General features: G+C 60.0%; 18 protein-coding genes. 10 read left to right on the top strand and 8 right to left on the bottom strand.

Going from position 1 to position 26,720, the window contains the following annotated elements; translation table 11 throughout:
• Positions 1-22: 22 nt before the first annotated feature.
• The 4 genes from LOC54_RS02825 to LOC54_RS02810 all read right to left on the bottom strand — a co-directional run bounded on the left by LOC54_RS02825 (position 23) and on the right by LOC54_RS02810 (position 6,574).
• Entirely contained in the window at positions 23-2,116 is a 2,094-nt protein-coding gene (locus LOC54_RS02825) for a phosphocholine-specific phospholipase C (RefSeq protein ID WP_279312308.1), read from the bottom strand.
• A 31-nt stretch (positions 2,117-2,147) separates the two neighbouring features.
• Positions 2,148-4,622, bottom strand: coding sequence for a TonB-dependent receptor (locus tag LOC54_RS02820; protein ID WP_279312307.1), 2,475 nt, complete (start codon positions 4,620-4,622; stop codon positions 2,148-2,150).
• 345 nt (positions 4,623-4,967) lie between these two features.
• Positions 4,968-5,204 (bottom strand): hypothetical protein, encoded by a 237-nt coding sequence (locus LOC54_RS02815; RefSeq protein ID WP_279312306.1) that lies wholly within the window; start codon positions 5,202-5,204, stop codon positions 4,968-4,970.
• 113 nt (positions 5,205-5,317) lie between these two features.
• On the bottom strand, positions 5,318-6,574 hold the full coding sequence (locus tag LOC54_RS02810; RefSeq protein ID WP_279312305.1) for a UbiH/UbiF/VisC/COQ6 family ubiquinone biosynthesis hydroxylase: 1,257 nt from the start codon (positions 6,572-6,574) through the stop codon (positions 5,318-5,320).
• Between the two features lie 268 nt (positions 6,575-6,842).
• Here LOC54_RS02810 and glnK point away from each other — a divergent pair, with 268 nt between their 5' ends.
• On the top strand, positions 6,843-7,181 hold the full coding sequence (gene glnK, locus LOC54_RS02805; protein WP_279312304.1) for a P-II family nitrogen regulator: 339 nt from the start codon (positions 6,843-6,845) through the stop codon (positions 7,179-7,181).
• 242 nt (positions 7,182-7,423) lie between these two features.
• Positions 7,424-8,959: a carbohydrate porin gene (locus tag LOC54_RS02800; RefSeq protein ID WP_279312303.1), complete on the top strand. Its 1,536-nt coding sequence runs from the start codon at positions 7,424-7,426 to the stop codon at positions 8,957-8,959.
• Between the two features lie 30 nt (positions 8,960-8,989).
• On the opposite strand, the gene radA is transcribed toward LOC54_RS02800, so the two are convergent.
• On the bottom strand, positions 8,990-10,387 hold the full coding sequence (radA, locus tag LOC54_RS02795; RefSeq protein WP_279312302.1) for a DNA repair protein RadA: 1,398 nt from the start codon (positions 10,385-10,387) through the stop codon (positions 8,990-8,992).
• A gap of 615 nt (positions 10,388-11,002) precedes the next feature.
• Here radA and LOC54_RS02790 point away from each other — a divergent pair.
• The 3 genes from LOC54_RS02790 to LOC54_RS02780 all read left to right on the top strand — a co-directional run bounded on the left by LOC54_RS02790 (position 11,003) and on the right by LOC54_RS02780 (position 15,339).
• Positions 11,003-12,127: a DUF4435 domain-containing protein gene (locus LOC54_RS02790; protein ID WP_347709383.1), complete on the top strand. Its 1,125-nt coding sequence runs from the start codon at positions 11,003-11,005 to the stop codon at positions 12,125-12,127.
• A gap of 176 nt (positions 12,128-12,303) precedes the next feature.
• Positions 12,304-14,283 (top strand): M1 family metallopeptidase, encoded by a 1,980-nt coding sequence (locus tag LOC54_RS02785; protein WP_408740280.1) that lies wholly within the window; start codon positions 12,304-12,306, stop codon positions 14,281-14,283.
• A 123-nt stretch (positions 14,284-14,406) separates the two neighbouring features.
• Entirely contained in the window at positions 14,407-15,339 is a 933-nt protein-coding gene (locus LOC54_RS02780; RefSeq protein ID WP_279312301.1) for a ribose-phosphate pyrophosphokinase, read from the top strand.
• A gap of 60 nt (positions 15,340-15,399) precedes the next feature.
• On the opposite strand, the gene LOC54_RS02775 is transcribed toward LOC54_RS02780, so the two are convergent.
• Positions 15,400-16,299, bottom strand: a complete 900-nt coding sequence (locus LOC54_RS02775; RefSeq protein WP_279312300.1) for a LysR family transcriptional regulator — start codon at positions 16,297-16,299, stop codon at positions 15,400-15,402.
• 239 nt (positions 16,300-16,538) lie between these two features.
• Here LOC54_RS02775 and LOC54_RS02770 point away from each other — a divergent pair, with 239 nt between their 5' ends.
• The gene (locus LOC54_RS02770) at positions 16,539-17,201 is read left to right on the top strand and encodes an epoxyqueuosine reductase QueH (RefSeq protein ID WP_279312299.1); all 663 of its coding nucleotides are present in this window, start codon (positions 16,539-16,541) and stop codon (positions 17,199-17,201) included.
• Positions 17,202-17,434: 233 nt separating this feature from the next.
• Here the strand turns inward: LOC54_RS02770 and LOC54_RS02765 are convergent, their stop codons facing one another.
• A complete protein-coding gene (locus tag LOC54_RS02765) occupies positions 17,435-17,782 on the bottom strand; it encodes a carboxymuconolactone decarboxylase family protein (RefSeq protein WP_279312298.1) in 348 nt (115 codons plus the stop codon).
• Positions 17,783-17,924: 142 nt separating this feature from the next.
• Here LOC54_RS02765 and zapE point away from each other — a divergent pair, with 142 nt between their 5' ends.
• From zapE to lpdA, 4 genes are all read left to right on the top strand, one after another.
• Positions 17,925-19,121 (top strand): cell division protein ZapE, encoded by a 1,197-nt coding sequence (gene zapE, locus LOC54_RS02760; protein WP_279312297.1) that lies wholly within the window; start codon positions 17,925-17,927, stop codon positions 19,119-19,121.
• A 192-nt stretch (positions 19,122-19,313) separates the two neighbouring features.
• Positions 19,314-22,175 carry a 2-oxoglutarate dehydrogenase E1 component gene (locus tag LOC54_RS02755; protein ID WP_279312296.1) on the top strand — a complete coding sequence of 954 codons (2,862 nt, stop codon included), beginning with the start codon at positions 19,314-19,316 and terminating at the stop codon, positions 22,173-22,175.
• 156 nt (positions 22,176-22,331) lie between these two features.
• Positions 22,332-23,561 (top strand): 2-oxoglutarate dehydrogenase complex dihydrolipoyllysine-residue succinyltransferase, encoded by a 1,230-nt coding sequence (gene odhB / locus LOC54_RS02750; protein WP_279312295.1) that lies wholly within the window; start codon positions 22,332-22,334, stop codon positions 23,559-23,561.
• 146 nt (positions 23,562-23,707) lie between these two features.
• The gene (gene lpdA / locus LOC54_RS02745; protein ID WP_279312294.1) at positions 23,708-25,432 is read left to right on the top strand and encodes a dihydrolipoyl dehydrogenase; all 1,725 of its coding nucleotides are present in this window, start codon (positions 23,708-23,710) and stop codon (positions 25,430-25,432) included.
• A 95-nt stretch (positions 25,433-25,527) separates the two neighbouring features.
• On the opposite strand, the gene LOC54_RS02740 is transcribed toward lpdA, so the two are convergent.
• On the bottom strand, positions 25,528-26,388 hold the full coding sequence (locus tag LOC54_RS02740) for an NAD(P)-dependent oxidoreductase (RefSeq protein WP_279312293.1): 861 nt from the start codon (positions 26,386-26,388) through the stop codon (positions 25,528-25,530).
• Positions 26,389-26,720 lie beyond the last annotated feature (332 nt).

The following is a 26,720-nucleotide window of genomic DNA, read 5'->3' as shown; positions in this document are numbered from 1 at the left end:
TCCGGTTTTCAGATGGTGTGGTTCAGATGACGGGGGCGCCGAGTGCCGGGTCCGTGCGTCCGGGGCGACCGGTTTCGACGTATCCTGCGAAGCGGGTCATGGCGTTTTCCTCTCCGTCGGGCAGGACGCTGATATCGTACCAGTGAAAACTGCTGTCCAGGCTGATGGTTTTTTCTGATGTTTCATGCGCGCGCAGGGTGAGGATCTGTTCCGTCCGGCCATAGGCGTTGTCGCGCAGCGTGATGTGCGTGGTCTGGTCCGTGAGGTTGTGTAATTGCACAGTTACTGATCCTGTCTGGTGATTTTCGATCAGGCTGGCGGAGATGCGGCGGGGGCCGGTTCTGTTGAGATAGCGTGCGAAGCCGTTCTGTCCGAGGATCATGAACCGGGCGGTGCTCTGATCGTCCGGCAGGGTCCATGTATCGCTCAGTTCGGTTCTGCCCTTGAGTGTAAAGCGCCGCGGTGGTTCGGTTCCGTCCTGGCGCCAGACATAAAAACAGATGCCGGGATCGGCATGGTTTTTGAATGTTATGTTCAGGGTTTTGTCGGGTCCGTCCGTATCGCTGACGGAGACGCGGTATGCCAGCGGGCGGGTCGGGCGGTGGCCGGGTTCCTGCTGTCCGATATCTTCCGGATGGCTGTGTTCGGGGATGGCGGGAGAGGGGAGTCTGCATGACGCATCGGCATCGCTTCTGAAAAGCGATGTGTCCTGCAGGTGTGTTTTCAGGATTTTATGGTGTGAGAAGTCGAAGGCGCTGGTGAGGTCTCCGCAGACGGAGCGTCTCCAGGGGGTGATATTGAGTTCGGCGACGCCGAAGCGGGCTTCCATGAAGCGCAGGACCGAGGTGTGATCGAAGACTTCCGAGCAGACGAAGCCGCCGGTGCTCCAGGGGGAGATGGCCAGCATCGGCACGCGCGGGCCGAGGCCGTAAGGAAGCTGATCTGCTTTGAACTTTTCGGGTTCGTAGGGTGTGGCGCGGGTGTGGATTTCCCCGTCTGTCGTGACGGTGCTGCGGCCGGGGAGGACGGGTGTCGGGGGTTGCGGGGGCGGGACGTGATCGAAATAGCCGTCATTTTCATCGTACATGACGAGCAGGACTGTTTTTGCCCAGACCTCCGGGCTTGAGGTGAGGATATTGAGGACGCGGGCGATGAAGGTTGCGCCGTATCCCGGGGTCCAGCGCGGGTGTTCTGACCAGGCGGCAGGGGGGAGGAGCCAGGAGATCTGTGGCAGGCGGTCTGTCTGCACGTCTGCCAGGAGGTCGTCCAGGGTACGTTTTGTCATGGCGCGGCGGTACAGGGCGGAGCCTTCGGGGGCATCGACGTAGTTGCGGAAATTCATCAGCACGTTCGTGCCGAAATTGCCGTTTTCCGGGTCTGTGACGGAGAGGCCCTGCTGATAGACCTGCCAGCTGATCCCGGCGGCTTCCAGGCGTTCGGGGTATGTGGTCCAGGTGAAGGGGGGCGGGCTTTTACCAGGGTAGAACTGCCGGTCCACCCAGTCGATATTGTCCAGCACCGGGCCGCCGCCGGTGCCGTTTGCATCGACGGTTCCGGTCATCAGGAAGAAGCGGTTGGGGTGTGTCTGTGTGGGGGTGGAGCAGAAATAGTGATCGCAGACGGTGAAGGCGTCGGCCAGGGCGTAGTGATAGGGGATGTCCTCGCGCTGGTAGTATCCCATGGTCATGTCGCTTTTGTGACGTGGCCACTGATTGTTCCATCCGGCGTTGATGGCGGCGTGTGTGGGGGCCCAGTTGTGATCGAGATCGAGGACGCACTGGGCGCCTGAGACGTGAGTGTTCAGGCGGAAGGGCATGACGCGGCCCTGTGCTGGGTTTTGTGCGGGGTTTTTACGTTCCTGTGACCAGACCGGGATACCGTCCGGGCCGCGGACGGGGTGTCTGTCGCTGACGCCGCGGACGCCGGAGAGATGTCCGAAATAGTGATCGAAGGAGCGGTTTTCCTGCATGAGCACGACGATGTGCTCCACGTCCTCCAGCGTGCCGCTGCGTCTGCGGGCCGGGATGGCCAGGGCGCGGCTGATGGAGGCTGCGAGTGTGGCGGCGAGGGTTCCGCCGCCGCTGCGGAGCAGGGTTCTGCGTCCGATCTCTGCCACGGCTGTTTCTGTCCTTTTCTGTCTGTGGTTTTCAGAAATCGCTGCTGATTGTTGCGATGGCGGCGAAGGGGGAGGCGATGGTGTAGTTGGGGGAGGTTCCGGCGATGGTGTTTCCGAAGATGCCTTTTTGTGTGGTTGCGTTGACCTGGGGGCTGTTGATCCAGTTGAGGTAGTGCTGGTCTGACAGGTTCTGCAGGTTAAGCTGGATGGTGGGGCTTTTGAAGATACCGAATTTCGGCAGGCGGTATCCCATGTTGATGTTCATGCGGACATAGCCCGGAATATGCTGGTCGTTCATGAATGTTGCATATTGTCTGGCGACATATTTCAGATCGAAGCCGATGAAGCGTGCACCGTCGTCGTATTGCAGGCCGAAGCCGACCTGCCAGGAGGGGGACTGGGGTGTGTGCTTGCCTTTTGTGTGCATGTAGTCCGTGACGCTGCCGCTGGAGGCGGGCAGGTTGCTGTCGGTGATGGCGTGGAGATATTCCACCGAGAGATACGGGCGGATGTGGTGCATCGGACGGGTTCCGATTTCCGCGTCGAATCCGTCGCTGTGCTGTCCGCCTGCGTTGATATTTGTTGCCCAGATCTGTCCGTTTTCATTCACCTGTGTCTGCTGGAAGAGGCGGTTGGTGAAATTATAGTGGAAATAGGTGAGGGATGAGGAGATCAGGTCATCCTGATAGCGCCAGCCGGCTTCTTCGGAGATGGAGACTTCGGGGCGCTGGTCCGGGTTGGCTTTGGTGCTGTATCCGGCGCCGGCTGTGTATGTGCCTGCGTCGTAGAGCGCGTAGTTCTGCGGCGTTCTGAAGCTTGTGGAGACGGATGCGAAAATCTGGTTGTGGTCGTTGATCTTATAGCGGATTGCGGCTGTGGGCAGGGACTGTCTGTAGGTCTGGCTGATGTATTTCTGTGAGACGTCGGGCAGGTCGTTTGTTCCGCGGCGGGTGACGATGGCGTATCTGAAGCCTGCGTCGATGGTCAGTTTTCCGTTGAGCAGGGAGAGGCTGTCTCCGATAAACGGTGTGTGGACCTGTGTTTGTGTCAGTGTATTGCGATACTGGTACATATCGCCGTTGCTGAGGATGAGCCTGTTGGTATCGCCCCAGATATTGATCGGTGTTCCGTCGTTTCCGACCGGGCTGTAAGGGGCGGACTGGCGCTGTTTTGCGTATTCGAACCAGTAGCCGATCATCAGGCGGTTGATGCCTGTGCTCAGGGTCAGTTTCGTGACGGAGCCGGGGCGGTAGGTTTCCGTGACGGACGGGTTGAACAGCATGACCTTTCCGGGGGCTGTCTGTCCGTTGATGCTGCCTGAGAGAGTTTGTCCGCCCCAGGAAATCGCTGACATATTCGTGGAATATGCGCCGCCGCCGTTTCCGTATCCGTACCAGAAATAGGGGGTTTCCGTCAGGGTCAGCCTGTCTGTCAGCCTGAAGGTGGAGGGCATGGAGGCGTAGATATTGTTAAAGGGGCCGGGGCGGAGTTTGTAGTAGTTTGAGTCTCCGGGCACGTAGTGTTTTTCGTAGACCGTGTTGGGTGGATCTCCGGCTTTGAGGCCTGAGCTTCCGACGGGGTTGGTAAAGCCCGTGCCCCATTTCTTCCAGCTTGCCATTGAGACGTTGGGGTAGGAGTAGTTTGTCTGGGAGTTTCCGACGATGGCGAGCGAGATCCGGTTTCCGTGTCCCCAGTCGTTCACGACTTTCATTTCCGCGTGTCTTTTTCCGTCCCATCCCGGTCCGCGCCAGTGGTCCTGGCGGCTTTGCGAATAGGAGAAATAGGCGCGGAGATTTGTGTTTCCTATATATCCTGTATCGAAGCGTGCGAATCCGCGGGTTGAGTTATAGGAGCCGTAGGTGAGGGATGCGTGTCCGCCGGTTTTTGTTTTGGGGTCGATCATGTACATATCGACGACGCCGCCTGAGGCTCCGATATGGGGGCTGTCCAGATCGGCTGATCCCTGGGCGAGGCGGACGGTTTTCAGGTTTTCTGAATCGACGATTTCCTGAGGATATACGGCGAAGTTTCCGATATCGTTGATCGGGAATCCTTCGAGGGAGAAGCCCATCTGTGATTCCGTGAGGCCGCGTACGGAGATATGGCCTCCGGTCATGCCGAGCGGGTCCGTGTCCGAGACATTGGCGCCGGGCAGGAGCTGGATCAGCTGCATCGGGTTCAGGGCCGGGTTCTGTTTTGCGATATAGTCGCGTGTGACGGCGGATACGGATTTGGGGGCGTCTGTCGGTGTCATCAGGCCGCCGCCGAAGGCGCGGCCCGTGTCTCCGTTTCCGAGGTTATGTGTGTGTCCGCTGACGGTGATGTGTTCGTCTGTCGGGGCGCTTGCGCCGAGCATGGTCGGGCGTGCCGGATCGGCGGATTGCGATATTTTCTTTTTACTGGAGGAGATTTTGTCAGATGCGGCGTCGGCCGTGACGGGTGTGAGTGTGCAGATGGCAGAGGAAAGCAGGCAGAGCAGGAGAGGCGGGTGCCGGTGGAGTGACATACTCTCTGATCCTCACATATATCCGGGACTGTGTGCGGCGCGACAATAGGCGGGGTTTTCATCTGCCGGAAAGAGACTTCGGTGACTGTCGCGAAAACATAACAGTTATGCAACAAAAATGAAGCAGATGTACTGTTTCATTTCTTAAGCGGAACGTTTTGTGTGTCAGGGGGGCGGCTGCCTTCACGGGCAGGAGGGGTTTGCGGCGGTGTGTTCCGCTGTCTGGTGTGGGATTGTCTGCGGGGTTTTCCGGATGATGTCCGGGGGGCTGTGTTCTGTCAGCCTGGCGGCGTCCGGATCGGGGTGTCCGGTGCCGTGTGTGTGGGGTGGGTTATGTGCGGGTGATCAGGGGCAGTCACAGCCGGGGGTGGGGCCGTCTTTTTTCTGCACGACGTGGTGATCGATCCATTCGGAGACGAGGCGGCGGGCTTCGCTGACGGAGGCTTCCGGGTGGTGGATGCGGTAGAGTGTCGTGCAGGAGTTGAAGGCTGCGACGTCATCCGTGCCGGTCAGTCTGAGTTCCTGATAGGCCGTCACCACGGCGCGCTCGCACCTGCGGGCAATGCGATTGTCCTGAGCCATTGGTCCGCCAGTCCTTAATGATAATCATTCGCAAATCTGCGTGAATATAGCAGCGCGCTCCCTGTGCCTGCAAGAGACGTTTTATGTCGGAGCGTGCGCTGTGCGGGCAGGTGTCATACGCCCATTGCGTGGCGCACGAAGGCGCGGCGGAGGCGGGGCATGCGTCCGACGCCTGCGATTCCGATATCGCGGGCGAGGCGCAGGACCGGATTATCGTTGCTGAACAGGCGGTCCAGGGCGTCCGTTGCGGCGAACATCATCATGTTCCGGGGGCGGCAGTCCCGCTGATATTGTGTGAGCAGGGTGCTGTTTCCGGGGTCCTGTCCTTTTTCCGCGGCGCTGATCAGGAGGGTGGAGAGAGAGATGACATCGCGGAATCCGAGATTCAGTCCCTGGCCTGCGATCGGGTGGATTCCGTGTGCGGCGTCTCCGATCAGGGCGAGGCGGGGTGCGGTGTAGCTCTGTGCGTACTGGGCGGAGAGGGGGTAGGTCCAGCGGCGTCCGACGGGGGTGATCCGGCCGAGTCTGTCGCCCATGCGGCGGTGTATTTCCCGGGTGAAGGTGTCGTCGGGGAGGCTGAAGAGGCGTTTTGCGACGGCGTCTTTCTCGCTCCAGACGATGGCGGAGAGGTTCGGGTGTTCGTCCGTTCCGCTCATGGGGAGCTGTGCGAAGGGGCCGCCGGGGAGGAAGTGTTCGAGGGCGCTGTTGTCGTGCGGGTGTTCGTGGGCGATGGCACAGACGATTCCGCTTTGTCCGTAGGGCAGGCGTGTGACGGGGATTCCGGCTTTGCTGCGTGTGCGGCTCTGCCGTCCGTCTGCGGCGACGACCAGGGCGGCGCGGATGCGCTGTCCGGTTGAGGTTATGATCAGGGTGTGATCATCGCTGCGGGTGATGTCTGCGGTTGCAGGGGCGAACAGGCGGATATGGGGGGAGTTGTGCAGGGCGCGGTTGAGCGCCACGCGCAGGGCGCGGGCTTCGACCATCCATCCGAAGGGTTCCGTGGAGTCCTGCGGGCCGAATTCGAGGGAGAGCGGCGAGGGGGGCTGTCCGGGGCGTCCGTCGGTGATGAGGATGGAGTCGATGGGGCAGGGTCTGTGGGGCAGCAGCGGCCAGACGCCGGCGTCGAGCAGCAGTTTCATGGAGCCTGCGGCGATGGCGTAGGCCCGGCCGTCGAAATCCGGGTGTTCCATGGGGGGCAGGGGGGCGTGATCGAGGATGGCGGTGTCGATTCCGGCGGCGGCGAGGCGGCAGGCGAGGGTTGCGCCCACGGGTCCGGCACCGATCACGCAGACCTGAACGGTCAGCTCCGGGGTCTGCGGGTCCGGGATATTTTGTCCGGAGGGCTGCTGATCGGGGGCTGATGCTGTCATGGGTCTGTCCATATTTCAGGGTCGCACGGCGCAAACCGTTGCGGAATCATTCCAAACTCGCTATTCGCCGGGGAGGGGCGAAGATAAGGTCAGGGTTCCCGGCTGTCGTCGGGGGAGCTTCCTTCCGGAGGCGGGGAACTCATGGCATGGTTTTCGCCTTGATACCATGCCGGAAGGGAGAACTTGCCGGTCTGGTGAAGGTCGGCCGGGTGTTTCCCGGCCGGTTACGGGTCCGGGTCTGTCCGGCCTGCACAGGAGTGAGACGCGGATGAAACTGATTACGGCCATCATCAAGCCCTTTAAACTTGACGATGTTCGCGAGGCTCTCTCCCCGCTGGGGATCCAGGGGCTGACGGTTTCCGAGGTCAAGGGTTTCGGACGTCAGAAGGGCCAGACGGAGATTTACCGCGGGGCTGAGTATCACGTGAGCTTTCTGCCCAAGATCAAGATCGAGATTGCGGTGGCTGATGATGTCGTGGAGAGCGTTGTCGAGGCGATTCTGCAGTCCGCGCATACGGGCAAGATCGGGGATGGCAAGATTTTCGTGAGTGATCTTGCGCGGGTCATTCGTATCCGCACGCGTGAGAGTGGTGACAGCGCTTTGTGAGCCGCGCGTTCTGATTGAGTTTTTCCGGGTTATCCGGGTTTTATGCGGCGGCGGCTTTCGGGGCTGCCGCCTTTGTTTTTATGGTGTGAGATATCGTTTTATTTATATATCGTATGTGTGTCATTTAAATAATATTTAAATGAGGAAAGCCCTCGATATTCATAATTCGCTGTAAATTATCCTCCGAATGTGGAAAAGCAGTAACTCAGAATAATAACAAATTTTTCACTGGAGGCGGGTTCGTGACCGTTTTATCTTTAAAACGCTGTTTCGAGGCGTTTTTTCCGGGCCGGAATTTTCGTGCGGCGAGGCGTGGTTTTTCTGCCGCTGTGATGGCGGGATCTGTCTGGGCATCCGTTTTTCTCTGTACCGCGGCCCGTGCGGAGGAGAGTCCGTCCGATGCCTCTCCGGAGCAGGTTGCGGAGGTTCCCCAGCGCACGATCGGTCCGATGCAGCAGGCCATTCCTGGGTTTTTGCAGTCCACTGTCGGTCCGCCGTCTTTCGGTCCGCCTTATGGCACGACGCATCTTCTGGGGGACTGGGGCGGGGCTCAGCCCTGGCTTCAGAACCACGGCGTGTATCTGGCTCTGAACGTTTATGAGAGTCTTTCGGGCAATCCTTCAGGCGGAAAGCGGCAGACGCAGACGATTGCCGGTCAGGTCGGCAGTACGCTCGACATTGACTGGCAGAAGCTTCTGGGGGCCGGGGACTGGGCGAAGGATTTCTGGCTGCACATGCTTGTCGTGAACGGGCATGGCAACAACCTGAGCCGTCTGATGGGTGATAACGGCAACCAGGTGCAGCAGATTTACGGTGCGCGTGGTAACGTCGTGGCGCATCTGGTTGATGCGTATTTCGAGAAGGCCTGGTTTGGTCACAAGATTGACTGGGCGACCGGCTGGATTCCGACGGGAACGTTTTTCAACAACTCTCCCTGGATGTGCCGTTTCGTGAACGTGTGGCTGTGCGGCAACATGACGCCGACGAAGTATCTTCGTGGCGGGCGTGACTGGCCGTCGGGCAATCTGGCGACGATTGTGCGTCTGATGCCCACGCCGCAGTTTTATGTCATGGGCGGTATTTTTGCGGTGTCTCCGCATAATTACAACGGTGGTATTTCCGGCTGGTCCTGGGCGCAGAGCGGGCTTGGCAAGATTGCGTCTCAGGGTGAGGTCGGCTGGATTCCCGAGTTCGGGAAGCAGCATCTGATCGGTCATTACAAGTTCGGCGGACTGTATGACAATTCGCGTTATGACGATCTGTATTCGGATGTGAACGGCAATCCCTGGGTTGTGACGGGTCTGCCTGCGCGCCGGCAGAGTGGTCAGACGTCTCTGTGGGCGATTGCGGATCAGATGCTGATCCGCAACGGGCCGGGGGATCTCAATGGTCTGGTTCTGCTGGCCGGCTGGTCTTATGCCAGTGGTCAGACGTCCCAGATGAGGAACCATGTTCAGGGTGGTTTCACGCAGTCGGGTGCCCTGTGGCACCGTCCGGATGATAATATCGGCTTCATGTATCAGTGGGCGCAGTTCAGCAGGGCGGCGATCCGTTCCCAGCAGGCGGCGCAGGCTTACGGGCTGCCGCTTCCGGGCGCCAATTTCGGCGTGCCTTATGGCGTGCAGGGGCATCAGGAGATTTATGAGGCGTATTATGCGGCGGGGATTGTGAATGGTCTCTCCGTGCAGCCTGATTTCCAGTATGTGCATCATCTTGGCGGGACCAATGTGTTCAAGGATGCGGTGGTTCTGACGCTGGTGGTGAGCGCGTCTCTTTAATTGGTTGCGTGATGAGGCGGGGAGGCGGGTTCAGTCCGCCTCCATGTCTGCGGTCATGGGGCCTGTGAGTTCGGTCAGGTGTCCGGGTTCGTGCAGGGTCAGTCCTGGCGGCGGGCGGATTGCGGCGCCGGTGACCTGGCGGATGCGGCGTGGCAGGACGGCAGTGCTGAAGCCAAGTTTGGCGGCTTCGCGCAGACGCAGGTCCGGCTGCGGGACCTGGCGGAGTTCTCCGGACAGTCCGATTTCTCCGAAATAGACGCAGTCGGGGCGGGTCGGGCGTCCGGCCATGGCGGAGACCAGGGCTGCGGCCACGGCGAGGTCTGCGGCGGGTTCCGAGACGCGCAGTCCGCCTGCGAAGTTCAGATAGACATCCATTCCCGAGAGTTTGAGACCGCATCGTGTTTCGAGCACGGCGAGGAGCATGGGCAGTCGTCCGCTGTCCCATCCGACGACGGACCGGCGCGGTGCGCTTTCTCCGGCTTTGGGGGCGAGCAGGGCCTGGACTTCGAGCAGGACGGGGCGTGAGCCTTCGAGGCCGGCGAAGACGGCGGAGCCTGCGATATTTCCGCGTCGTTCCGCTAGGAAGAGGGCTGACGGGTTCGGGACTTCGGCAAGGCCGGTGTCTGTCATGGCGAAGACGCCGATTTCGTCCGTTGCGCCGAAGCGGTTTTTGGCGGCGCGGAGGATGCGGAACTGGTGTCCGCGGTCTCCTTCGAAATAGAGCACGGCGTCGACCATGTGTTCCATGACGCGCGGGCCTGCGAGGATTCCGTCCTTGGTGACGTGGCTGACGAGGATGAGTGTGAAGCTGCGTTTTTTTGCGAGGCGGATCAGTTCGAAGGCGCAGGCGCGGACCTGGGAGACGGAGCCGGGGGCGCTGTCCACGCTGTCGAGCCACATGGTCTGGATTGAGTCGATGATGACGAGGCTGACGTTCTGTTCGGCTTCGAGTGTTGCGGAGATATCTGCGACGTTGATGGAGGCGGCGAGTTCGAGGCCGGGTGTTGCGAGGCCGAGGCGTCTTGCGCGCAGGCGGACCTGATCGACGGCTTCTTCTCCGGAGATATAGAGCACGCGACGGTCTTCTGCCGCGAGGCGGCAGGCGGCCTGGAGCAGCAGGGTGGATTTGCCGATTCCGGGGTCTCCGCCGACGAGGACGACGGAGGCGGGGACGAGGCCGCCGCCGAGCACGCGGTCCAGTTCTGCCATTCCGGAGGGGAGTCTGGGCGGGGGGGCGGCCTGGCCGTCGAGGCCGGTGAAGCTGATGCGGGCCGAGCGTCCGGATTTGCGGGCGGCGGCCTGTGTGGGTTCGGCGGCTTCTTCCGTGATGGTGTTCCATCCGCCGCAGGCTTCGCAGCGGCCGGACCATTTGGGCCAGACGGCGCCGCAGGACTGGCAGACGTATCGGGCGGAGGGGCGTCGGGCCATGGGTGCGGTTCCGTGGGCTGGCGTGGTGCGGGTTGTGCGGGTTCTAGCAGATTTTGCGGGGGGCGGGGCAGTCTGTGCGGGGCGGATTTTCCGGGTTATTCCGGGTGTATGGAATTCCGGGCCGGGAGAAGGGTTGTGGTGCAGAGGCAGATAAACATTCCTCTTGTTGATGGCGGTTCTTTTCCGCTTGATCTTTGTGCGGGGGCTCCGGTGGTGATTGTCGGGGCGAACGGGAGCGGCAAGACCCGGCTTGGGGTTCTGATTTATAATCAGGTCGGCTGGAGGTACTGTACCAGAATTTCAGCACATAAATCTCTGGAGATGTCGGATAGGATACAGATCAGAAGTCTGGAATATAGTATTGGTATTTTAAGAGCAGGTGGTGAAGGTAGCTCGAGTTCGTATTATAAATGGAAAGAAAAACCAGCTACTCATCTTCTTTCCGATTTCGATGCTGTTCAGATGACATTATTTTCTGAGCAGTCCAGGACGGCTACGGCCTATCTGAATAGTAAGGAACCTGCCCCTCGTCCGAAGACTGTGCTGATGAGGCTTAAGGAGATATGGGAACAGGTTCTTCCTCACAGGCGGCTGTATCATGATGATATGAAGATCATGGTTTCATCTGCCGATCAGCCCGATGTTTTCTATCCGGGATCGGAGATGAGCGATGGTGAGCGGCTTGTGTTCTATATGCTCGGGCAGTGTCTTCTGGCTCCGGAGGATGGTGTTATCGTGATTGATGAGCCGGAGGTTCATGTTCACAAGGCCATTCTGAAGACGTTATGGGATCACGTGGAAGCGGCACGGCCGGATTGCTGTTTTGTCTATATCAGTCATGATCTGGATTTTGTTGCAACGCGTCCGGGGGCGCGGAAATATATCGTCTCGTCCTACAGGAAGGAGCCTCAGGCCTGGGAGATGGAGGCGCTTCCTTCAGATACTGATCTGCCTGAGCGGGTTGTTTCTGAAATTCTCGGCAGCCGCAGACCGGTTCTGTTTACCGAGGGGGCCGAGGGGAATGAAAGCGGTCTTGATGCGCTGATTTACAGGGCGGTTTATCCTGATTTTCTGATCTATCGTTCCGGCGGCTGTGCTGATGTGATTCATGCGGTTTCCACATTCCGCAGGAATGCGACGCTGCACAGGCTGGGGCGTGTGCACGGGCTTATTGATTCTGACGGGCGCGGGGAGGCGGAGACAGCGCATTTGCGCGAGCTTTCCGTTTTTGTGACTCCGGTTGCGGAAATAGAAAATGTCTTTCTTATCAGGGAGGTTTTTCTGTGTCTGTGTTCTCTCTGTCATTTCGATGCGGAAAAGGCTGAGCAGGAATATCAGGGGCTTGCGGATGAGATTGTCGCGTATGTCGGGAAGGGGCGCGAGGCGGCCTGTGCCCGTTATGTGGGGCGTGTTCTGGACAGGCAGATGAAGAGTCTGATCAGAAAAAAGAAAACTGTTGATAAAATAAAGGAGGAGTGGAACAGGATATCGGACTCCGTTGATGTGGATCAGATATCCGGGGAGTATTTTCAGAAGCTTGATGGTTATACTGAAGCCCGCGATCTGCGGGGGATTGCGGAGATTTATGACGATAAGGGGATGCTTGATCTTGTCGGGCGGCGTCTGGGACAGAAAAACCGTGACGCTCTTATGGATATGATCGGGCGGGTTCTTCTGCAGGAGACAGGGCGGGATCTGCTGACGGCCTTGCGGGAGGTTTTTCCGGTTATTTCCGACTGAGGTGATGGTTCGTGCAGGGCTGATTGCCGTGGTCCGGTCTGGACAGGCGGGGGCGGGGTGGTAGGGTGGCGGTGCTGTCTGTGTGGCTTCTCTGCTGAAGGGTCTGTTTTATGTCCGGGAAAATACCGTGTCCGTGTTTCTCTGTCCGGATATTCCGTTCCGGCTCAGGAATGAATATGGCGCGTGGTCTGGTTTTTATGGCGATGATGGGTCCGGGTGCGGTTATGGCGGCTCAGCCTGGGGGGGTGTCCGGTGAGGTGCCGGACGGGGCGCGGATGTTTGCGCCGCTGGCCTGGCCTGATCCGGTGAATGCGTGGCGTTCGGGGAGCGGGCGTCCGGGGCCTCTGTTCTGGCAGAACCGTGCGGATTACGAGATACGGGTCCGGATTGACACGGTGGGAAAGGTTCTTACGGGGACTGAGACGATTACCTATACGAACAACAGTCCGGATGATCTGGATGCGTTGTGGGTGCATCTGGATCAGAACATCTACCGCGAGGATGCGCGGGCGTCTTTTGCCGCGCCGCAGCGTCATGCGGAGCATACGGGCGGTATTGTGATCGATGCGGCGGAGGTTCTGGAGGGCGGGCGCGGGGTTACGGTTTCTCCGGAGGTGAATGACACGCGGATGCGTGTTCCGCTGCCGCGTGCGGTTGCGGGGAAGGGCGGGAAGGTTCGTCTGCGGGTGTCCTGGCATTATACGGTTCCGGGTCCGTGGGGTGGCCGGACGGCTGTGACGCCTGAGAAATACGGCGATATTTATGAGATTGCGCAGTTTTATCCGCGGATGGCGGTTTATGACGATCTGCGGGGGTGGGATGTTCTGCCGTATCTGGGGCAGGAGTTCTATCTTGAGTATGGCGATATTGATTATTCCGTGACGGTTCCATCGGATTTCATTGTTGCGGGGTCCGGTGCGCTGCTCAATCCGGAGGCGGTTCTGACGGCGGAGCAGCGTGCGCGTCTGGCGCGGGCGGGCAAGAGTGACACGCGTGTGATGATCCGGACGGCGGATGAGGTGAAGGCTGCGGCTGAGGCGCATGTGCAGGGTCCGGAGAAGACCTGGCATTTCCGGATGAACCGGACGCGGGATGTGGCATTTTTTGCGTCCCGTGCGCTGCTGTGGGATGCGGCGCGGCTGGATCTTCCGCCGCTTTCTCCTGCGCCGGGGCGTCCGGCGGAGCCGCGTCTGGCGATGTCGGTCTATCCCGTGGAGGGGATCGGGTCCGAGCGGTGGGACCGTTCGACGGAATATGTGAAGCATTCGATTGAGTATTTTTCGAAGCAGTGGTTCGAATATCCCTGGCCGGATGCGATCAATGCGGGCGGGCACGGTGCGGCGATGGAGTATCCCGGGATTGTGTTTGACGGGATGGATGACCGGGATGCCGAGCTGTTCTGGGTGACGACGCATGAGCTGGGTCATGACTGGTTTCCGATGATTGTCGGCAGCAATGAGCGGCGTCATGCGTTTATGGATGAGGGGTTCAACACGTTTATTGATGCTCTGGCTTCGGAGCATTTCAATCACGGGGAGTTTGCTCCGAAGAAGGACGGTGAATATGCGCCTCAGACGGGGCGGCCTGCGGAGGATATTCTGAAGGTTCTGCGGGACCCGTCCGCACCGGTTCTGATGGATACGGTGGAGAGTGTTCCGGAGACGTGGCGTCATCCCGTGACCTATTTCAAGGGGGCGTATGGTCTGACGCTTCTGCGGGAGCAGATCCTGGGTCCGGCACGGTTTGATCCGGCGTTCAGGCGGTATATTGCGACATGGGCGTTCCGGCATCCGACTCCGTCTGATTTCTTCCGTTTCATGAACAGCGAGACGGGGGAGGATCTCTCCTGGTTCTGGCGTGGCTGGTATTTTGAGAACCATGCGCCGGATTATGCGTTGCGTAAGGTTGTGTCCGGGAAGGATGAGGCCCGGGTGACGGTGGCGAACAGGGGGCTTCTGCCGCTTCCTGTGGATCTGGAGGTGACCTGGGCGGACGGGCGGCATGTGCGTCTGCGGATTCCCGCGCAGACCTGGGAGCATCAGCAGGAGGTGGAGCTGCGTGTTCCGGGCGGTGGTCAGGTGCGGTCTGCGGTACTGGATCCGGATCATGTCATTCCGCTGTCTGACAGGTCTGATGACAGTTTTACGGCTCCGTAACGTTCATGTGGGGCTGGTCTGTCTGTGTGGTATGCGTTTCGTGCATTCCTGAGTGATGACAGGGGGGGCGCGGGTTGCTAGAAGGCGCTCGCAACCGCTGCTGCCGTCCGGGAACCGTGCCCTATGAAGATCGTCGCCTGTAACAGCAATCTGCCTCTTGCGGAGGCTGTTGCCGCTGAGCTCAGTCAGCCCCTGTGCAATGTTTCCGTGCGGCGGTTTGCCGATATGGAAGTGTTTGTCGAGATTTTTGAGAACGTCCGCGGTGAGGACGTTTTTGTCATTCAGAGCACCTGCACGCCGACGAATGACAATCTGATGGAGCTTCTGATCATGCTGGACGCGCTGCGGCGCGGTTCGGCGGGGCGCATCACGGCGGTCGTTCCGTATTTCGGCTATGCCCGGCAGGATCGCAAGTCCGGTCCGCGGACGCCGATCAGTGCCAAGCTGGTTGCCAATCTTCTGGTTGAGGCCGGGGCGGACCGGGTTCTGACGCTTGATCTGCATGCGATGCAGATTCAGGGTTTCTTTGATATTCCGGTTGATAATCTTTACGCCGCTCCGCTGTTCGTGCGGGACATCAAGGAGCGTTATGGCGACCGCGATCTGATGATCGTGTCTCCGGATGTCGGTGGTGTGGTGCGTGCGCGTCAGCTGGCGCAGCGTCTGAACACGGATCTTGCGATCATTGACAAGCGTCGTGAGCGGGCGGGTGTGTCCGAGGTGATGAATGTGATCGGTGACGTGAAGGGGCGGCACTGTCTTCTGGTGGATGACATTGTCGACAGTGGCGGTTCCCTGTGCAATGCGGCGGCGGCGATCCTTGAGCAGGGTGCGGCGTCTGTGGGTGCCTATGTCACGCACGGGGTTCTGACGAGCAATGCGGTTGAGCGTGTGGCCGGATCGTGCATCGAGATGCTGACGCTGACGGACAGTATTGCGGCGACGGAGGCGGTGAAGGCTGCGGGGAATATCCGTCAGATCACGATTGCCGGGCTGCTGGCGCGTGCGATGCGTGCGATTTCCGATGAGAGTTCGGTGTCTTCCCTGTTTGACTGAAGCGGGGGTTCCGTTCCGGGAAAGCGCCTGTGTGAGCGGGTGTTTTTCCGGAGTGTGCGGTCAGGGAAGCTGATGGGATGAGGCGGCGAATTCGATAAAGTTCTGCAGGTACTGGATTTCCTCATCCGTTTCGCGGCAGCCGAGGAATATCTGTTTTGCGATGCCGTTCCTGCCCAGTCTGACGGGATAGAGTTCGAAGCGTTCTGCGTATTCTTCCGCGAGCCAGCGCGGGAGTGCGGCGACGCCTCTTCCGTGGGCTACCATCACCAGCATGATGTCTGTTGTCTCGATCTGTTTCTGCTGGCGCGGGCCGATGCCGGCGGGCTGCATGAACTGTGTATAGATATCGAGCCGTTCGGGCGGTACGGGGTAGGTGATCAGTGTTTCTCCTGCGAGCTGTTCGGGTGTGATGAACTCCGTGCCTCTGAGGGGGTGGCGGGGGCCGACGACCAGGACGAGTTCGTAGTCGAAGACCGGCCTGAATTTCAGGCCCGGTTTGTAGAGCGGGTCGGGTGTGACCAGCACGTCGATTTCGTTGCTGAACAGTGCGGTGATGCCGCTGAACTGAAATTTCTGTCTGACGTCCACGTCCACTTCCGGCCATCGTTCCAGATAGGGTGAGACGATTTTCAGGAGCCACTGATAGCAGGGGTGGCACTCCATCCCGATGCGCAGCGTGCCGCGTTCGCCTTTGCTGAACTGTTCGAGTCTTTTTTCCGCCAGCTCGAACTGGGGGAGCAGGCGGTCTGCGAGCGACAGCAGCCATTCACCTGTCCGGGTGAGTACGAGGGACCGGCCTTCCCGGCGCCAGATTTTGACCTCGAGCTGGCTTTCGATCTTGCGGATGGCGTGGCTCAGCGCCGGCTGGGTCAGGTTGAGGCGGAGTCCGGCGGCCGTGAGTGAGCCTTCCCGGGCGACTTCCCGGATGATCACCAGATGGTTGCGTTCCAGGACACCCATGAGTCACCCGACTGATCTGTGGAATTCATATGACCGGGGGAATATATCATTCCGGTTTATCCCTACAAATGGCGGGCTTATGAATGTCGTGCCGGGGTGGTTTTGCGGTCTGCGGGCTTGCGGAATCGGCGCGTTTCCTTTTTCTACGCGGGATTGCCCTGACCGGTTCTGCGTGGCTGTCTGCTGTTTCAGGGTGAGAAGGAATGTCCGGGGCCTGGTGTCCGGAGCAGAAGGAGAAGATGATGACCGAGGTTTCACGCCCCGTTCTGACACCGCCGGACGGGCATAGGAAAGTGCTTCTCCATTCATGCTGCGCGCCCTGTTCGGGCGAGGTCATGGAGGCGATGACCGCATCGGGTATTGATTATACGATCTTTTTCTACAACCCGAACATTCATCCCGAGCGGGAATATCTCCTGCGGAAGGATGAGAACATCCGCTTTGCGGACAAGCATGGTGTTCCGTTTATTGATGCGGATTATGACCGTGACAACTGGTTTGCACGGGCGAAGGGGATGGAGTGGGTGCCTGAGCGGGGTGAGCGCTGCACCATGTGTTTCGACATGCGTTTCGAGCGTACGGCGCTTTATGCCCATGAGCATGATTTTCCGGTCATGACCAGTTCGCTGGGGATTTCGAGATGGAAGAACATGGCGCAGATCAATGACTGCGGGCAGCGCGCCGTGTCTCCCTATGACGGTCTTTCCTACTGGGATTTCAACTGGCGCAAGGGCGGGGGTGCCGCGCGGATGATTGAGATCAGCAAGAAGGAGCGGTTTTACCAGCAGGAATACTGCGGCTGCGTCTATTCCCTGCGGGATACCAACATGCATCGTCGCGGGCAGGGGCGTCCGGCGATCGAGATCGGCAAGCTGTATTACGGGACGGATGAGGATGCCTGACCGGGCGGGGGACGGGCGGCGGCCTCCGGGCGGGAAACCTGCTTTTCCTGCGGAGGGAGCGGGGCCGGGGGAGCGGGCGGCTTCTTCGATGATCTGTGCTGATCCGGAAGGGGATAGTTCTGAGGAGGATGACGGACCGGACTGTCCGTGCTGCAGGTCTCCCTGGTTTCGCTGAGGTCGTTTTCCGTTTCTGTTTCCGGCAGGAGGGGGACCGGGTGGTCCCCCGGGTTTTTTTATTTCGTGGCTTTGTTCACGGCATCCATGACGCGGGTTGAGTAGACCATGGCGGCTCCGGCGTTGAGGGCGACGGCCACGGAGAGGGCTTCCGCGATTTCCGCCTTTGTTGCACCGGCCTTGAGGGCGGCTTCGGCGTGAACGGAGATGCAGCCGTCGCAGCGGGTTGTTACGGCGACGGCGATGGCGATGAGTTCGCGGGTTTTTGCGTCCAGATTGCCGCCTTTTTCCGCGGCGCTGTCCAGGGCGGCGAAGCCCTTGAGGGTTTCGGGGGCGGTCTTGCCGAATTCACCGATGGCTTCGATCAGATGGGTGCGGCGTTCGTTCCAGTCGGACCAGTCAGACATGGTTTGCGTTTCCTTATGCGACGGTGGCGGGGGAGGACTCCCTCGTGCGCTCATGTCACCAAAGCGTGAGAATTCTGTCACGACACAGTTATGAGAGCGGGGTGATCTTGCCGCAGGCGCGCGCTCCCGGTATCGGCGGGATATGAACGCCATTTCCGCATCTGAACAGGCCGCTGCGCTTAAAGGCCCGCGTGCTCTTTATGAAGCCTGTATCGCGTCGGGGCAGCTCAGGCCTGATCCGGATCAGGTCCGTGTTGCCGCGCGTCTGGATCAGTTATGGCATGAGCTGCGTGGCTGGACGCCCGCGCCGCCGCCCGCGCCTGCAGCCAAGGGGTTTCTGGGCGGGCTGATGTCGCGGTTAAGGCCGGAGGCGGAGCCGCCGAAGCCGCCGCGTGGCGTATATATCGTCGGGCGTGTCGGGCGCGGCAAGACGATGCTGATGGATCTGTTTTTCTCCTGTGCGACGATCGAGCCGAAGCGCCGTATTCACTTTCTGAAGTTCATGCAGGAGATTCACACGCGGCTGCGTGATCTCAAGCGGCAGAATCCCGGCATGGCGGATCCGATTCCGCCTCTGGCGGATGAGATCCGTGATGAGGCGCGTCTGCTGTGTTTTGACGAGTTTCAGATCAACGACATTGCTGATGCCATGCTGCTGGGCCGTCTGTTTGAGGCGCTGTTTGCCCGGCAGGTGATCATTGTGGCGACGTCCAACACGGTTCCGGGGGATCTGTTTCAGAATCGTCCCGGGGCGGATGCGTTCCGGCCGTTCATTGCGATCATCCGTCGTGAGCTGGATACGGCGGAGCTTGATTCGGAGAATGACTACCGTCGTGGCCGGGAGCAGGATGACGCGACCTGGATCACGCCGGCTGACGAGACGGCGCGCCGGCGTCTGGACCGGATCGAGGAGCGTTATGCCGGGGACGCGAAGGCTGAGGAGACGGTACTCCATCTCGCTGCTGGTCGTGATCTGGAAGTGGATCATGCGCGTGGTCCGGTTGCCCGGTTCGCGTTCAACTCTCTGTGTGCGAAACCGCTCGGTCCTCCGGATTTTCTGGCGCTTGCGCAGCGTTTCCCCGTGATCGTGGTGGATGACATTCCGGCTCTGACGCCGGATGACGCGAATGTCGCGCGGCGGTTCATCACCCTGATTGATGCGCTGTATGACAACGGAAATCTGCTGTTTGTCTCGGCTGACGATACGCCGGATCACCTGTTTCCGGAGGGGGAGGGGTCCGATGCGTTTGCCCGGACGGCCTCCCGTCTTGCGGAAATGGGGAGCGAGAGCTGGCTGGAGCGTGCGGGGCAGAAAGACGACCGGCTCTCCAGAGCGTGAAAGCGGTGTGTCTTGCCCGCGTATCCTTCGCGGTCTAGCTCAGACCCACAGCCCGGCAGCGGGCGGATAACTGAAACCGGCGTCCGGGACGGGGCCGGTCGCGGGTCTGTGATGCGGACATGAGCTGTCCGCAGACGGATTGTTAAGGCGATCGGCGCATACCGGATGGCTGACAGGGAATGAGTGGGACTAATGGCTGGCACGGATCTGCTTACGGCCGCCCTCAGCGGCAGCAACCTCGCCTATGTGGCCGATCTCTATGCGAAATGGGCGCAGGACCCGAAAAGCGTCGATCCGTCGTTCGGGGATCTGTTCGGTTCGCTGGATGACGACCAGGCGTCGATCCTTCAGGACGCAGCCGGTGCCTCATGGGCTCCGCGGCCGTCCATCATCACGGGCGAGGAGCCTCCTCCGGCTGCCGCGGCAGGAAAAGGGAAGGGCGGCGGTCTGTCTGCCGGTGATTCCCTGGCCGTCGCACAGCTGATCCGTGCATTTCGCGAGCACGGGCATCTTGAGGCCTCTCTCGATCCTCTGGGGCTGAAGGTTCCGGCGCCGCGTCCGGAGCTGGACCCGGCGACCTACGGATTCAAGGAGAGCGATCTGGGCCGTCCGGTCTATATCGGTTCCCTGATGGCTCCGCTGCTTGGCGGGCGGGATACCGCGACCGTCAAGGAGATCGTGGCCGAGCTGCGCCGGATTTACTGTGATGTGATCGGTGCGGAATACATGCACACGCGCTCTCCTGAGGAGCGGGAGTGGTTCCGCGCCCGTCTTGAGGGTGACGAGTGGAAATCCGGCGTCACGACGGATGAGCAGAAGGCCATTCTGAAGCATCTGACCGAGGCGGAGGGTTTTGAGGCTTTCCTGTCCAAGCGGTTTGTGGGCGCCAAGCGTTTTGGTCTTGAGGGTGGTGAGGTGTCGATTCCGGCGCTGCATGCCATTATCGACCAGGTGGCGCAGCAGGGTGTGAAATCCGTTGCCATCGGCATGGCGCATCGCGGTCGTCTGAACACGCTCGTCAACATCGTGCGCAAGCCTTATGTGGCGATGCTCAATGAGTTTACGGGCGGATCGTTCAAGCCTGACAACGTGGCCGGTTCGGGTGACGTGAAATACCATCTAGGCACGTCCACGGATGTCGAGATCGGTGGTCATTCGGTTCATCTGTCCCTGCAGCCGAATCCCTCTCACCTTGAGGCGGTTGATCCGGTTGTGTGCGGCAAGATCCGTGCGGCGCAGGATGATGACGGCGAGTATGAGAACCGTCGTTCCCATATGGCGATTCAGATCCACGGTGATGCGGCGTTTGCCGGTCAGGGCGTGGTGTATGAGACCATTTCGATGTCCCGTCTCAAGGGATATGGCACGGGCGGGTCCGTGCATGTGATCGTCAATAACCAGGTCGGCTTCACGACGAATCCGGAGAACGGTCATTCGGGTGTGTACGGCTCCGACATGGCCAAGGCGATCGAGGCTCCGGTTCTGCATGTGAACGGTGATGATGCGGAGGCGGTTGTCTATGTTTCCCGTCTGGCTGCGGATTACCGTCAGACCTTCGGTGCAGATGTGTTCCTGGACATCGTCTGCTATCGCCGCAACGGTCATAACGAGTCGGACGAGCCTGCATTCACGCAGCCTGTGATGTATAAGGCGATCGGTGGTCATGCCACGCCGCACACCATCTATGCGCAGCATCTGGTGAAGTCCGGCGTGGTGACGGAGGAGGAGGTCACCCGTCAGTGGGATGCGTTCCATTCCATGATGGATGAGGCCTATCAGGCGGCGCAGAGCTACAAGGTCAACAAGGCGGACTGGCTGGAAGGTCAGTGGGCCGGGCTGAAGGCACCGCAGGAAGGCAGCATTCCGGCGATCGAGACCGGAATTTCGGAAGAGGCGCTGCAGAAGATCGGCAAGGCCATCACGGTGGTTCCGGATGATTTCGGGATCAATCCGAAGATCGCGCGTCAGCTCAAGGCGAAGGCGAAGGCGTTCGAGACGGGTGAGGGGATTGACTGGGCGACGGGTGAGGCCATCGGCTTCGGTTCCCTGCTGCTGGAGAATCACCGCGTGCGTCTGTCCGGAGAGGATGTGCAGCGCGGAACGTTCAGCCAGCGTCATGCGACCCTGACGGATCAGAACAATCAGTCCACCTGGACCATGCTCAATCACATTGAGGACGGTCAGGCGCAGATCGATATCTGCAACTCGCATCTGTCCGAGTTTGCCGTGCTTGGTTTCGAGTATGGCTATACGATGCACAACCCGAACAATCTGGTCCTCTGGGAGGCTCAGTTCGGTGATTTTGCCAATGGCGCGCAGATTATCATCGATCAGTTCGTGGCATCGGGCGAGACGAAGTGGCTCCGTATGTCCGGCCTGGTCATGCTGCTGCCGCATGGTTATGAGGGCCAGGGTCCGGAGCATTCCTCCGCACGGCCTGAGCGTTATCTCCAGCTCTGTGCTGAGGATAACATGTTCGTCTGCAACATCTCGACGCCTGCGAACTATTTCCATGCGCTGCGCCGTCAGATGAAGCTGCCGTATCGCAAGCCTCTGATCCTGATGGAGCCGAAATCCCTGCTGCGTCACAAGCTGGCCGTGTCGGAGCTCAAGGAGTTCGGGCCGGGCACGTCGTTCCGTCCGGTGATCGGCGAGATTGATGCTCTGGCGGCGGACAAGAAGGTGAAGCGGGTCGTGATCTGCTCCGGCAAGGTCTATTACGATCTTCTGGCGGAGCGTCGGGAGCAGAACCTCGATAACGTTGCCATCGTGCGTCTGGAGCAGTTCTATCCGTTCCCGGAAGAGGCTCTGGCTGCGGAGCTGAAGCGTTATCCCGAGGCTGAGATCGTCTGGTGTCAGGAAGAGACCGAGAACGGCGGCGGCTGGCATTTTGTCGATCGCCGGATCGAGAAGGCTCTGGCCCGTGCCGGTCATAAGGCGGGTCGTCCGTCCTACCAGGGGCGTGCGGCAGCGGCGAGTCCCGCGACGGGTCTGGCCCGGATTCATGCGGCGGAGCAGGCGGCTCTGGTGAAGGCTGCGCTCGGCCTGAACTGATGCACGGGAAGCAGGGCGGGTATAACGCTCTGTTTTTTGATGAGAAACGAAATGCCGGAAACAGTATGGTCCGGTGATCGATAAAGACGCCCTGTCAGCTGTGGTTCCGGGAGGCGGACCTGGCTGGCGGGGCGGAACTGGAAAGCAGGAAGCGAGATGTCAGTCGAGATCAAGGTACCGACACTGGGCGAAAGCGTTACGACGGCGACCATTGCGAAATGGCTTAAGAAGGCCGGTGATACCGTTGCCGCTGATGAGCCTGTTGTTGAGCTGGAAACCGACAAGGTCAGCGTCGAGGTTTCTGCGCCTCAGGCCGGCGTTCTGGGTGCCGAGCTGGTGAAGGAAGGCGACGAGGTTGAGGTCGGCGCGCTTCTGACGACTCTGGAGTCGGGTGCCGGCGGTGCGAAAGCGGCTCCGAAGGCTGCTGAGGCTCCGAAGAAGGCTGAAGCTCCGGCTCCGAAGCCTGCTCCCGCACCGGCTGCCGCGGCTCCGGCGCCTGCGACCGATGCGGCGGCGGCTCTGCCTGCGGCCCGCAAGCTGATGGCTGAGAACAACCTGTCTGCCGGTCAGATCGGTGCGGGTTCCGGCAAGGACGGCCGTATCACGAAGGGCGATGTGCAGGCATTCCTGACCAGCCCGCCGGCTTCTGCAGCGGCTCCGGCGCCGAAGGCTCCGCGTCAGGATGATCCGCGCGAGGAGCGCGTGAAGATGACGCGTCTGCGCCGCACCATCGCGCGTCGTCTGAAGGATGCTCAGAACACGGCGGCGATGCTGACGACGTTCAACGAGATCGACATGCAGCCGGCGATGGACATGCGTGCCGAGTTCCAGGACGCGTTCGTGAAGAAATACGGCGTGAAGCTGGGATATATGTCCATCTTCTCCAAGGCTGTGATTGCGGCGCTGCAGGAGTTCCCGGCGATCAATGCGGAGATCGACGGCGAGGACGTGATCTATCGCAACTTCATCAATCTTGGCATTGCGGTTGGCGGGCCGAATGGTCTTGTGGTTCCGGTCCTGCGTGATGCGGAGAAGCTGTCCCATGCCGAGATCGAGAAGAAGATTGCCGGTTTCGGCAAGGCTGCCCGTGAGGGAACGCTGAAGATCGACGATCTGGCCGGGGGCACGTTCTCCATCACCAACGGTGGTATTTACGGTTCGATGCTGTCCACGCCGATCCTCAATGCGCCGCAGTCCGGTATTCTGGGCATGCACAACATTGTGGAGCGTCCGGTTGCGATCAAGGGTCAGATCGTGATCCGTCCGATCATGTATGTCGCGCTGTCCTATGATCACCGGATCGTGGATGGCAAGGAGGCGGTGAGCTTCCTCGTTCATGTCAAGAAGCATGTTGAGGATCCCCGGACCCTTCTGCTCGGTCTCTGAGGGACGGAGTGAACGGATGACGCGGCGCCTGCCTTCCCGCCCGGATACGGTCGGGGCGGGCGGCGCCGCGCAACTTTTCTGACGGTGTGTCTGATGATGCATCCGGCACAGCGACGTCGGTCGCTGAACAAACGGGACAGAGAGTGATGGCAGTCGAGATCAAGGTTCCTGCGCTTGGTGAGAGCGTGACATCCGCCACGATTGGCAAGTGGCTGAAGCAGCCGGGCGATGCCGTGGCTGCTGATGAGCCTGTGGTTGAGCTTGAGACTGACAAGGTCAGCGTTGAGGTGCCGTCTCCGGCGGCCGGGCGTCTGGAATCACATTCCGTGAAGGAAGGTGATGAGGTTGAGGTCGGTGCCGTTCTGGCGACGCTGACGGCGGGTGCGGGTGGTGCGCCTGCGAAGAAGGCGTCCGCCGCTCCGGCTGAGGCTCCGAAGAAGGCTGCTGCTCCGGCTGCGAAGCCTGCGGCCGAGGCTCCGGCCGAGACGGATTATGATGTTGTCGTGATCGGCGCCGGTCCTGGCGGGTATGTCTGTGCGATCCGTGCGGCTCAGCTCGGGTTTAAGGTGGCGTGTGTCGAGAAGCGCAGCACTCTGGGCGGGACCTGCCTGAATGTCGGCTGTATTCCTTCGAAGGCGCTGCTGCATTCATCTGAGAATTTTGCTGCTGCCAGCCATGATTTTGCCGCGCATGGCGTGATCATCGACAAGGTGAAGCTGGATCTTGCGGCGATGCAGAAGCGCAAGGCCGGGATTGTCGAGGCCAACGTCAAGGGCGTTGAGTATCTCTTCAAGAAGAACGGGATCACCTGGCTCAAGGGCACGGGCAAGGTTGAGGGAACCGGCCGGATTACCGTGGATGGCAAGCCTGTTACGGCGAAGCATGTCATCATTGCCAGCGGCAGTGACAGTGCGGGTCTGAAGGGTGTGGACGTTGATGAGAAGGTGATTGTCACCTCTACCGGCGCTCTGGAGCTGTCTTCCGTGCCGAAGCGTCTGGTTGTCATCGGCGGTGGCGTGATCGGTCTGGAGCTGGGCAGCGTCTGGCATCGTCTGGGTGCCGAGGTGACTGTTGTTGAGTTCCTCGATCGTCTCGTGCCGGGCACGGATAACGAGGTTGAGGCGGCGTTCCGCAAGATTCTTGCCAAGCAGGGCATCAAGTTCAAGCTTGGTCATAAGGTGACCGGTGCGGAGAAGACGTCTTCCGGTGTGAAGCTGACGGTTGAGCCTTCTGCGGGCGGTGCTGCGGAGACCATTGAGTCTGACGTTGTTCTGCTTGCGATCGGGCGCACGGCAGCCAGTGGCAACATGGGTCTTGAAGAGGCCGGTGTGAAGCTGGACAAGCGCGGCCGTATTGAGGTGGATGCGCATTTCCAGACGAGCGTTCCGGGGGTTTATGCCATCGGTGACGTGATTGCCGGTCCGATGCTTGCGCATAAGGCTGAGGAAGAGGGTGTTGCTCTTGCCGAGATCCTTGCCGGTCAGGCCGGGCATGTGAATTACGATGCCATTCCCGGTGTTGTTTACACGTGGCCTGAGGTTGCGACCGTTGGTTTCACGGAAGAGCAGCTTAAGGAGAAGGGCACGGAGTATAAGGTCGGGAAATTCCCGTTCATGGCCAATGGCCGTGCCCGTGCTCTGGGCATGACGGACGGATTTGTGAAGGTGATTGCCGACGCGAAGACGGATCGTGTGCTGGGTGTGCATATGATCGGTCCGAATACGGGTGAGCTGATTGCCGAGTGTGTGATGGCGATTGAGTTCGGTGCCTCTTCCGAGGATATCGGCCGTGTCTGTCATGCGCATCCGACGCTGAGCGAGGCGGTCAAGGAAGCGGCGCTTGGTGTGAACGGCGGGTCCATCAATATCTGATATGTGCTGTCCGGAGTGTTCTGCTCCGGTGTGGCTGTGAAAAAGCCCCCTTCCACAAGGAAGGGGGCTTTTTTATTTGTCCGGGGGGCCGGGAGTTACTGTTTGTTCTCGAACAGTCTGAAGAGGCAGGAATAGTCCAGATCTGCGCCGGATCTCCGGGCGAGGGACATCATCTGCGTTGCGGCGGCCTGGGTTGGCATCGGCACGGCGAGGCGTGCGGCTGCATCCTGGAGGAGACGCATGTCTTTCTGCATCAGGCGTGTCGGGAACTGCGGCGTGAAGTTGCGGTCTTTTGCGGCCTTGAGCTTGCGTTTGTGATGCGGGGAGATGACGGCCATTTCCTCGAGGGCGTCATAGAGTTTTGCGCGGTCGAGTCCTGCGCCGAGACCATAGCCGACGGCTTCCGCGATGGCGGCCAGGGTTGCGCCCATGATACCGTTGATGACGAGTTTCAGGCGGCTTCCGGCTCCCGGCGGGCCGGCGTGGATGGTCAGTCTGCCGATTTTATCGAACAGAGGCTGTGCGCGGGCGATTTCTGCGGCCGTGCCCCCTGCGAGGATGACGAGGGATGCGCTGTCTGCCTCGGGTGTGCTGCCGGAGACCGGTGCGTCCAGTACGGTGATTTCCCGGCCTTCTCCGAAGCCACGCAGGACGTCTGCCGTGTCGGGCGAGACGGAGGACATGTTGATCAGCAGGCTTCCGGGGGACATGCCTGCGAAGAAGCCTTTTTCTCCGTAGGCGGAGCTTCTGAGGGCGTCATCGGCCGGGACGCAGACGATCACTGCATCGGAGGCTTCTGCCACGGCGCGCGGGGTGGCGAGCATGGGGGTGCTGTTATCCCGGCTTTTTCCCGACGGGGTGTAGGCACAGACTTTATACCCTGCCTTTGCGAGGTGGCCGCCCATGCGGCTGGCCATTGCTCCGTATCCGACGAATCCGACTGAATGGATCGGCATATGCTGGTTTCTCCTGTTTCCATCGTCTTTTTCCGGGGCATGATCTGCCCTTCATCTGCGATGTCTGCACAGGAGTGAACAGGCCGGGCGGGGGAAAGTTTCGGGCTGTATCTGTGTTTGTAATATAAGAGATCGCAGGATCTCTCTGTCAGAGCGGCTTTTTTTATATGTAAAATTTTCGTTTTTATTCTGGAAGATCTTTAAGAAATTCGGAATTGAATATTTCTGTTACATAATTATGACGTTCCGATAAATCTACGTCGTGTCGTCAGTTAAGCAGTATGATGATTGAAGCGAACTGCACTGCTGCGAGGAAAGTAGATTTGAGTTTG

Origin of the sequence: Acetobacter sp. AN02 (assembly GCF_029759835.1) — a bacterium.
Taxonomy (GTDB): domain Bacteria; phylum Pseudomonadota; class Alphaproteobacteria; order Acetobacterales; family Acetobacteraceae; genus Acetobacter.
The sequence above is the reverse complement of the archived record's forward strand: the minus strand, read 5'-3'. Positions and strand labels throughout refer to the sequence as shown.

Bases quoted from the DNA above. Each gene is read 5' to 3' on its own strand.
- LOC54_RS02820 (WP_279312307.1), bottom strand. From the start codon at position 4,622: ATGTCACTCCACCGGCACCCGCCTCTCCTGCTCTGCCTGCTTTCCTCT.
- LOC54_RS02815 (WP_279312306.1), bottom strand. From the start codon at position 5,204: ATGGCTCAGGACAATCGCATTGCCCGCAGGTGCGAGCGCGCCGTGGTG.
- LOC54_RS02810 (WP_279312305.1), bottom strand. From the start codon at position 6,574: ATGACAGCATCAGCCCCCGATCAGCAGCCCTCCGGACAAAATATCCCG.
- glnK (WP_279312304.1), top strand. From the start codon at position 6,843: ATGAAACTGATTACGGCCATCATCAAGCCCTTTAAACTTGACGATGTT.
- radA (WP_279312302.1), bottom strand. From the start codon at position 10,387: ATGGCCCGACGCCCCTCCGCCCGATACGTCTGCCAGTCCTGCGGCGCC.
- LOC54_RS02790 (WP_347709383.1), top strand. From the start codon at position 11,003: ATGGTTTCATCTGCCGATCAGCCCGATGTTTTCTATCCGGGATCGGAG.
- LOC54_RS02785 (WP_408740280.1), top strand. From the start codon at position 12,304: ATGGCGCGTGGTCTGGTTTTTATGGCGATGATGGGTCCGGGTGCGGTT.
- LOC54_RS02780 (WP_279312301.1), top strand. From the start codon at position 14,407: ATGAAGATCGTCGCCTGTAACAGCAATCTGCCTCTTGCGGAGGCTGTT.
- LOC54_RS02775 (WP_279312300.1), bottom strand. From the start codon at position 16,299: ATGGGTGTCCTGGAACGCAACCATCTGGTGATCATCCGGGAAGTCGCC.
- LOC54_RS02770 (WP_279312299.1), top strand. From the start codon at position 16,539: ATGATGACCGAGGTTTCACGCCCCGTTCTGACACCGCCGGACGGGCAT.
- LOC54_RS02765 (WP_279312298.1), bottom strand. From the start codon at position 17,782: ATGTCTGACTGGTCCGACTGGAACGAACGCCGCACCCATCTGATCGAA.
- zapE (WP_279312297.1), top strand. From the start codon at position 17,925: ATGAACGCCATTTCCGCATCTGAACAGGCCGCTGCGCTTAAAGGCCCG.
- LOC54_RS02755 (WP_279312296.1), top strand. From the start codon at position 19,314: ATGGCTGGCACGGATCTGCTTACGGCCGCCCTCAGCGGCAGCAACCTC.
- odhB (WP_279312295.1), top strand. From the start codon at position 22,332: ATGTCAGTCGAGATCAAGGTACCGACACTGGGCGAAAGCGTTACGACG.
- lpdA (WP_279312294.1), top strand. From the start codon at position 23,708: ATGGCAGTCGAGATCAAGGTTCCTGCGCTTGGTGAGAGCGTGACATCC.
- LOC54_RS02740 (WP_279312293.1), bottom strand. From the start codon at position 26,388: ATGCCGATCCATTCAGTCGGATTCGTCGGATACGGAGCAATGGCCAGC.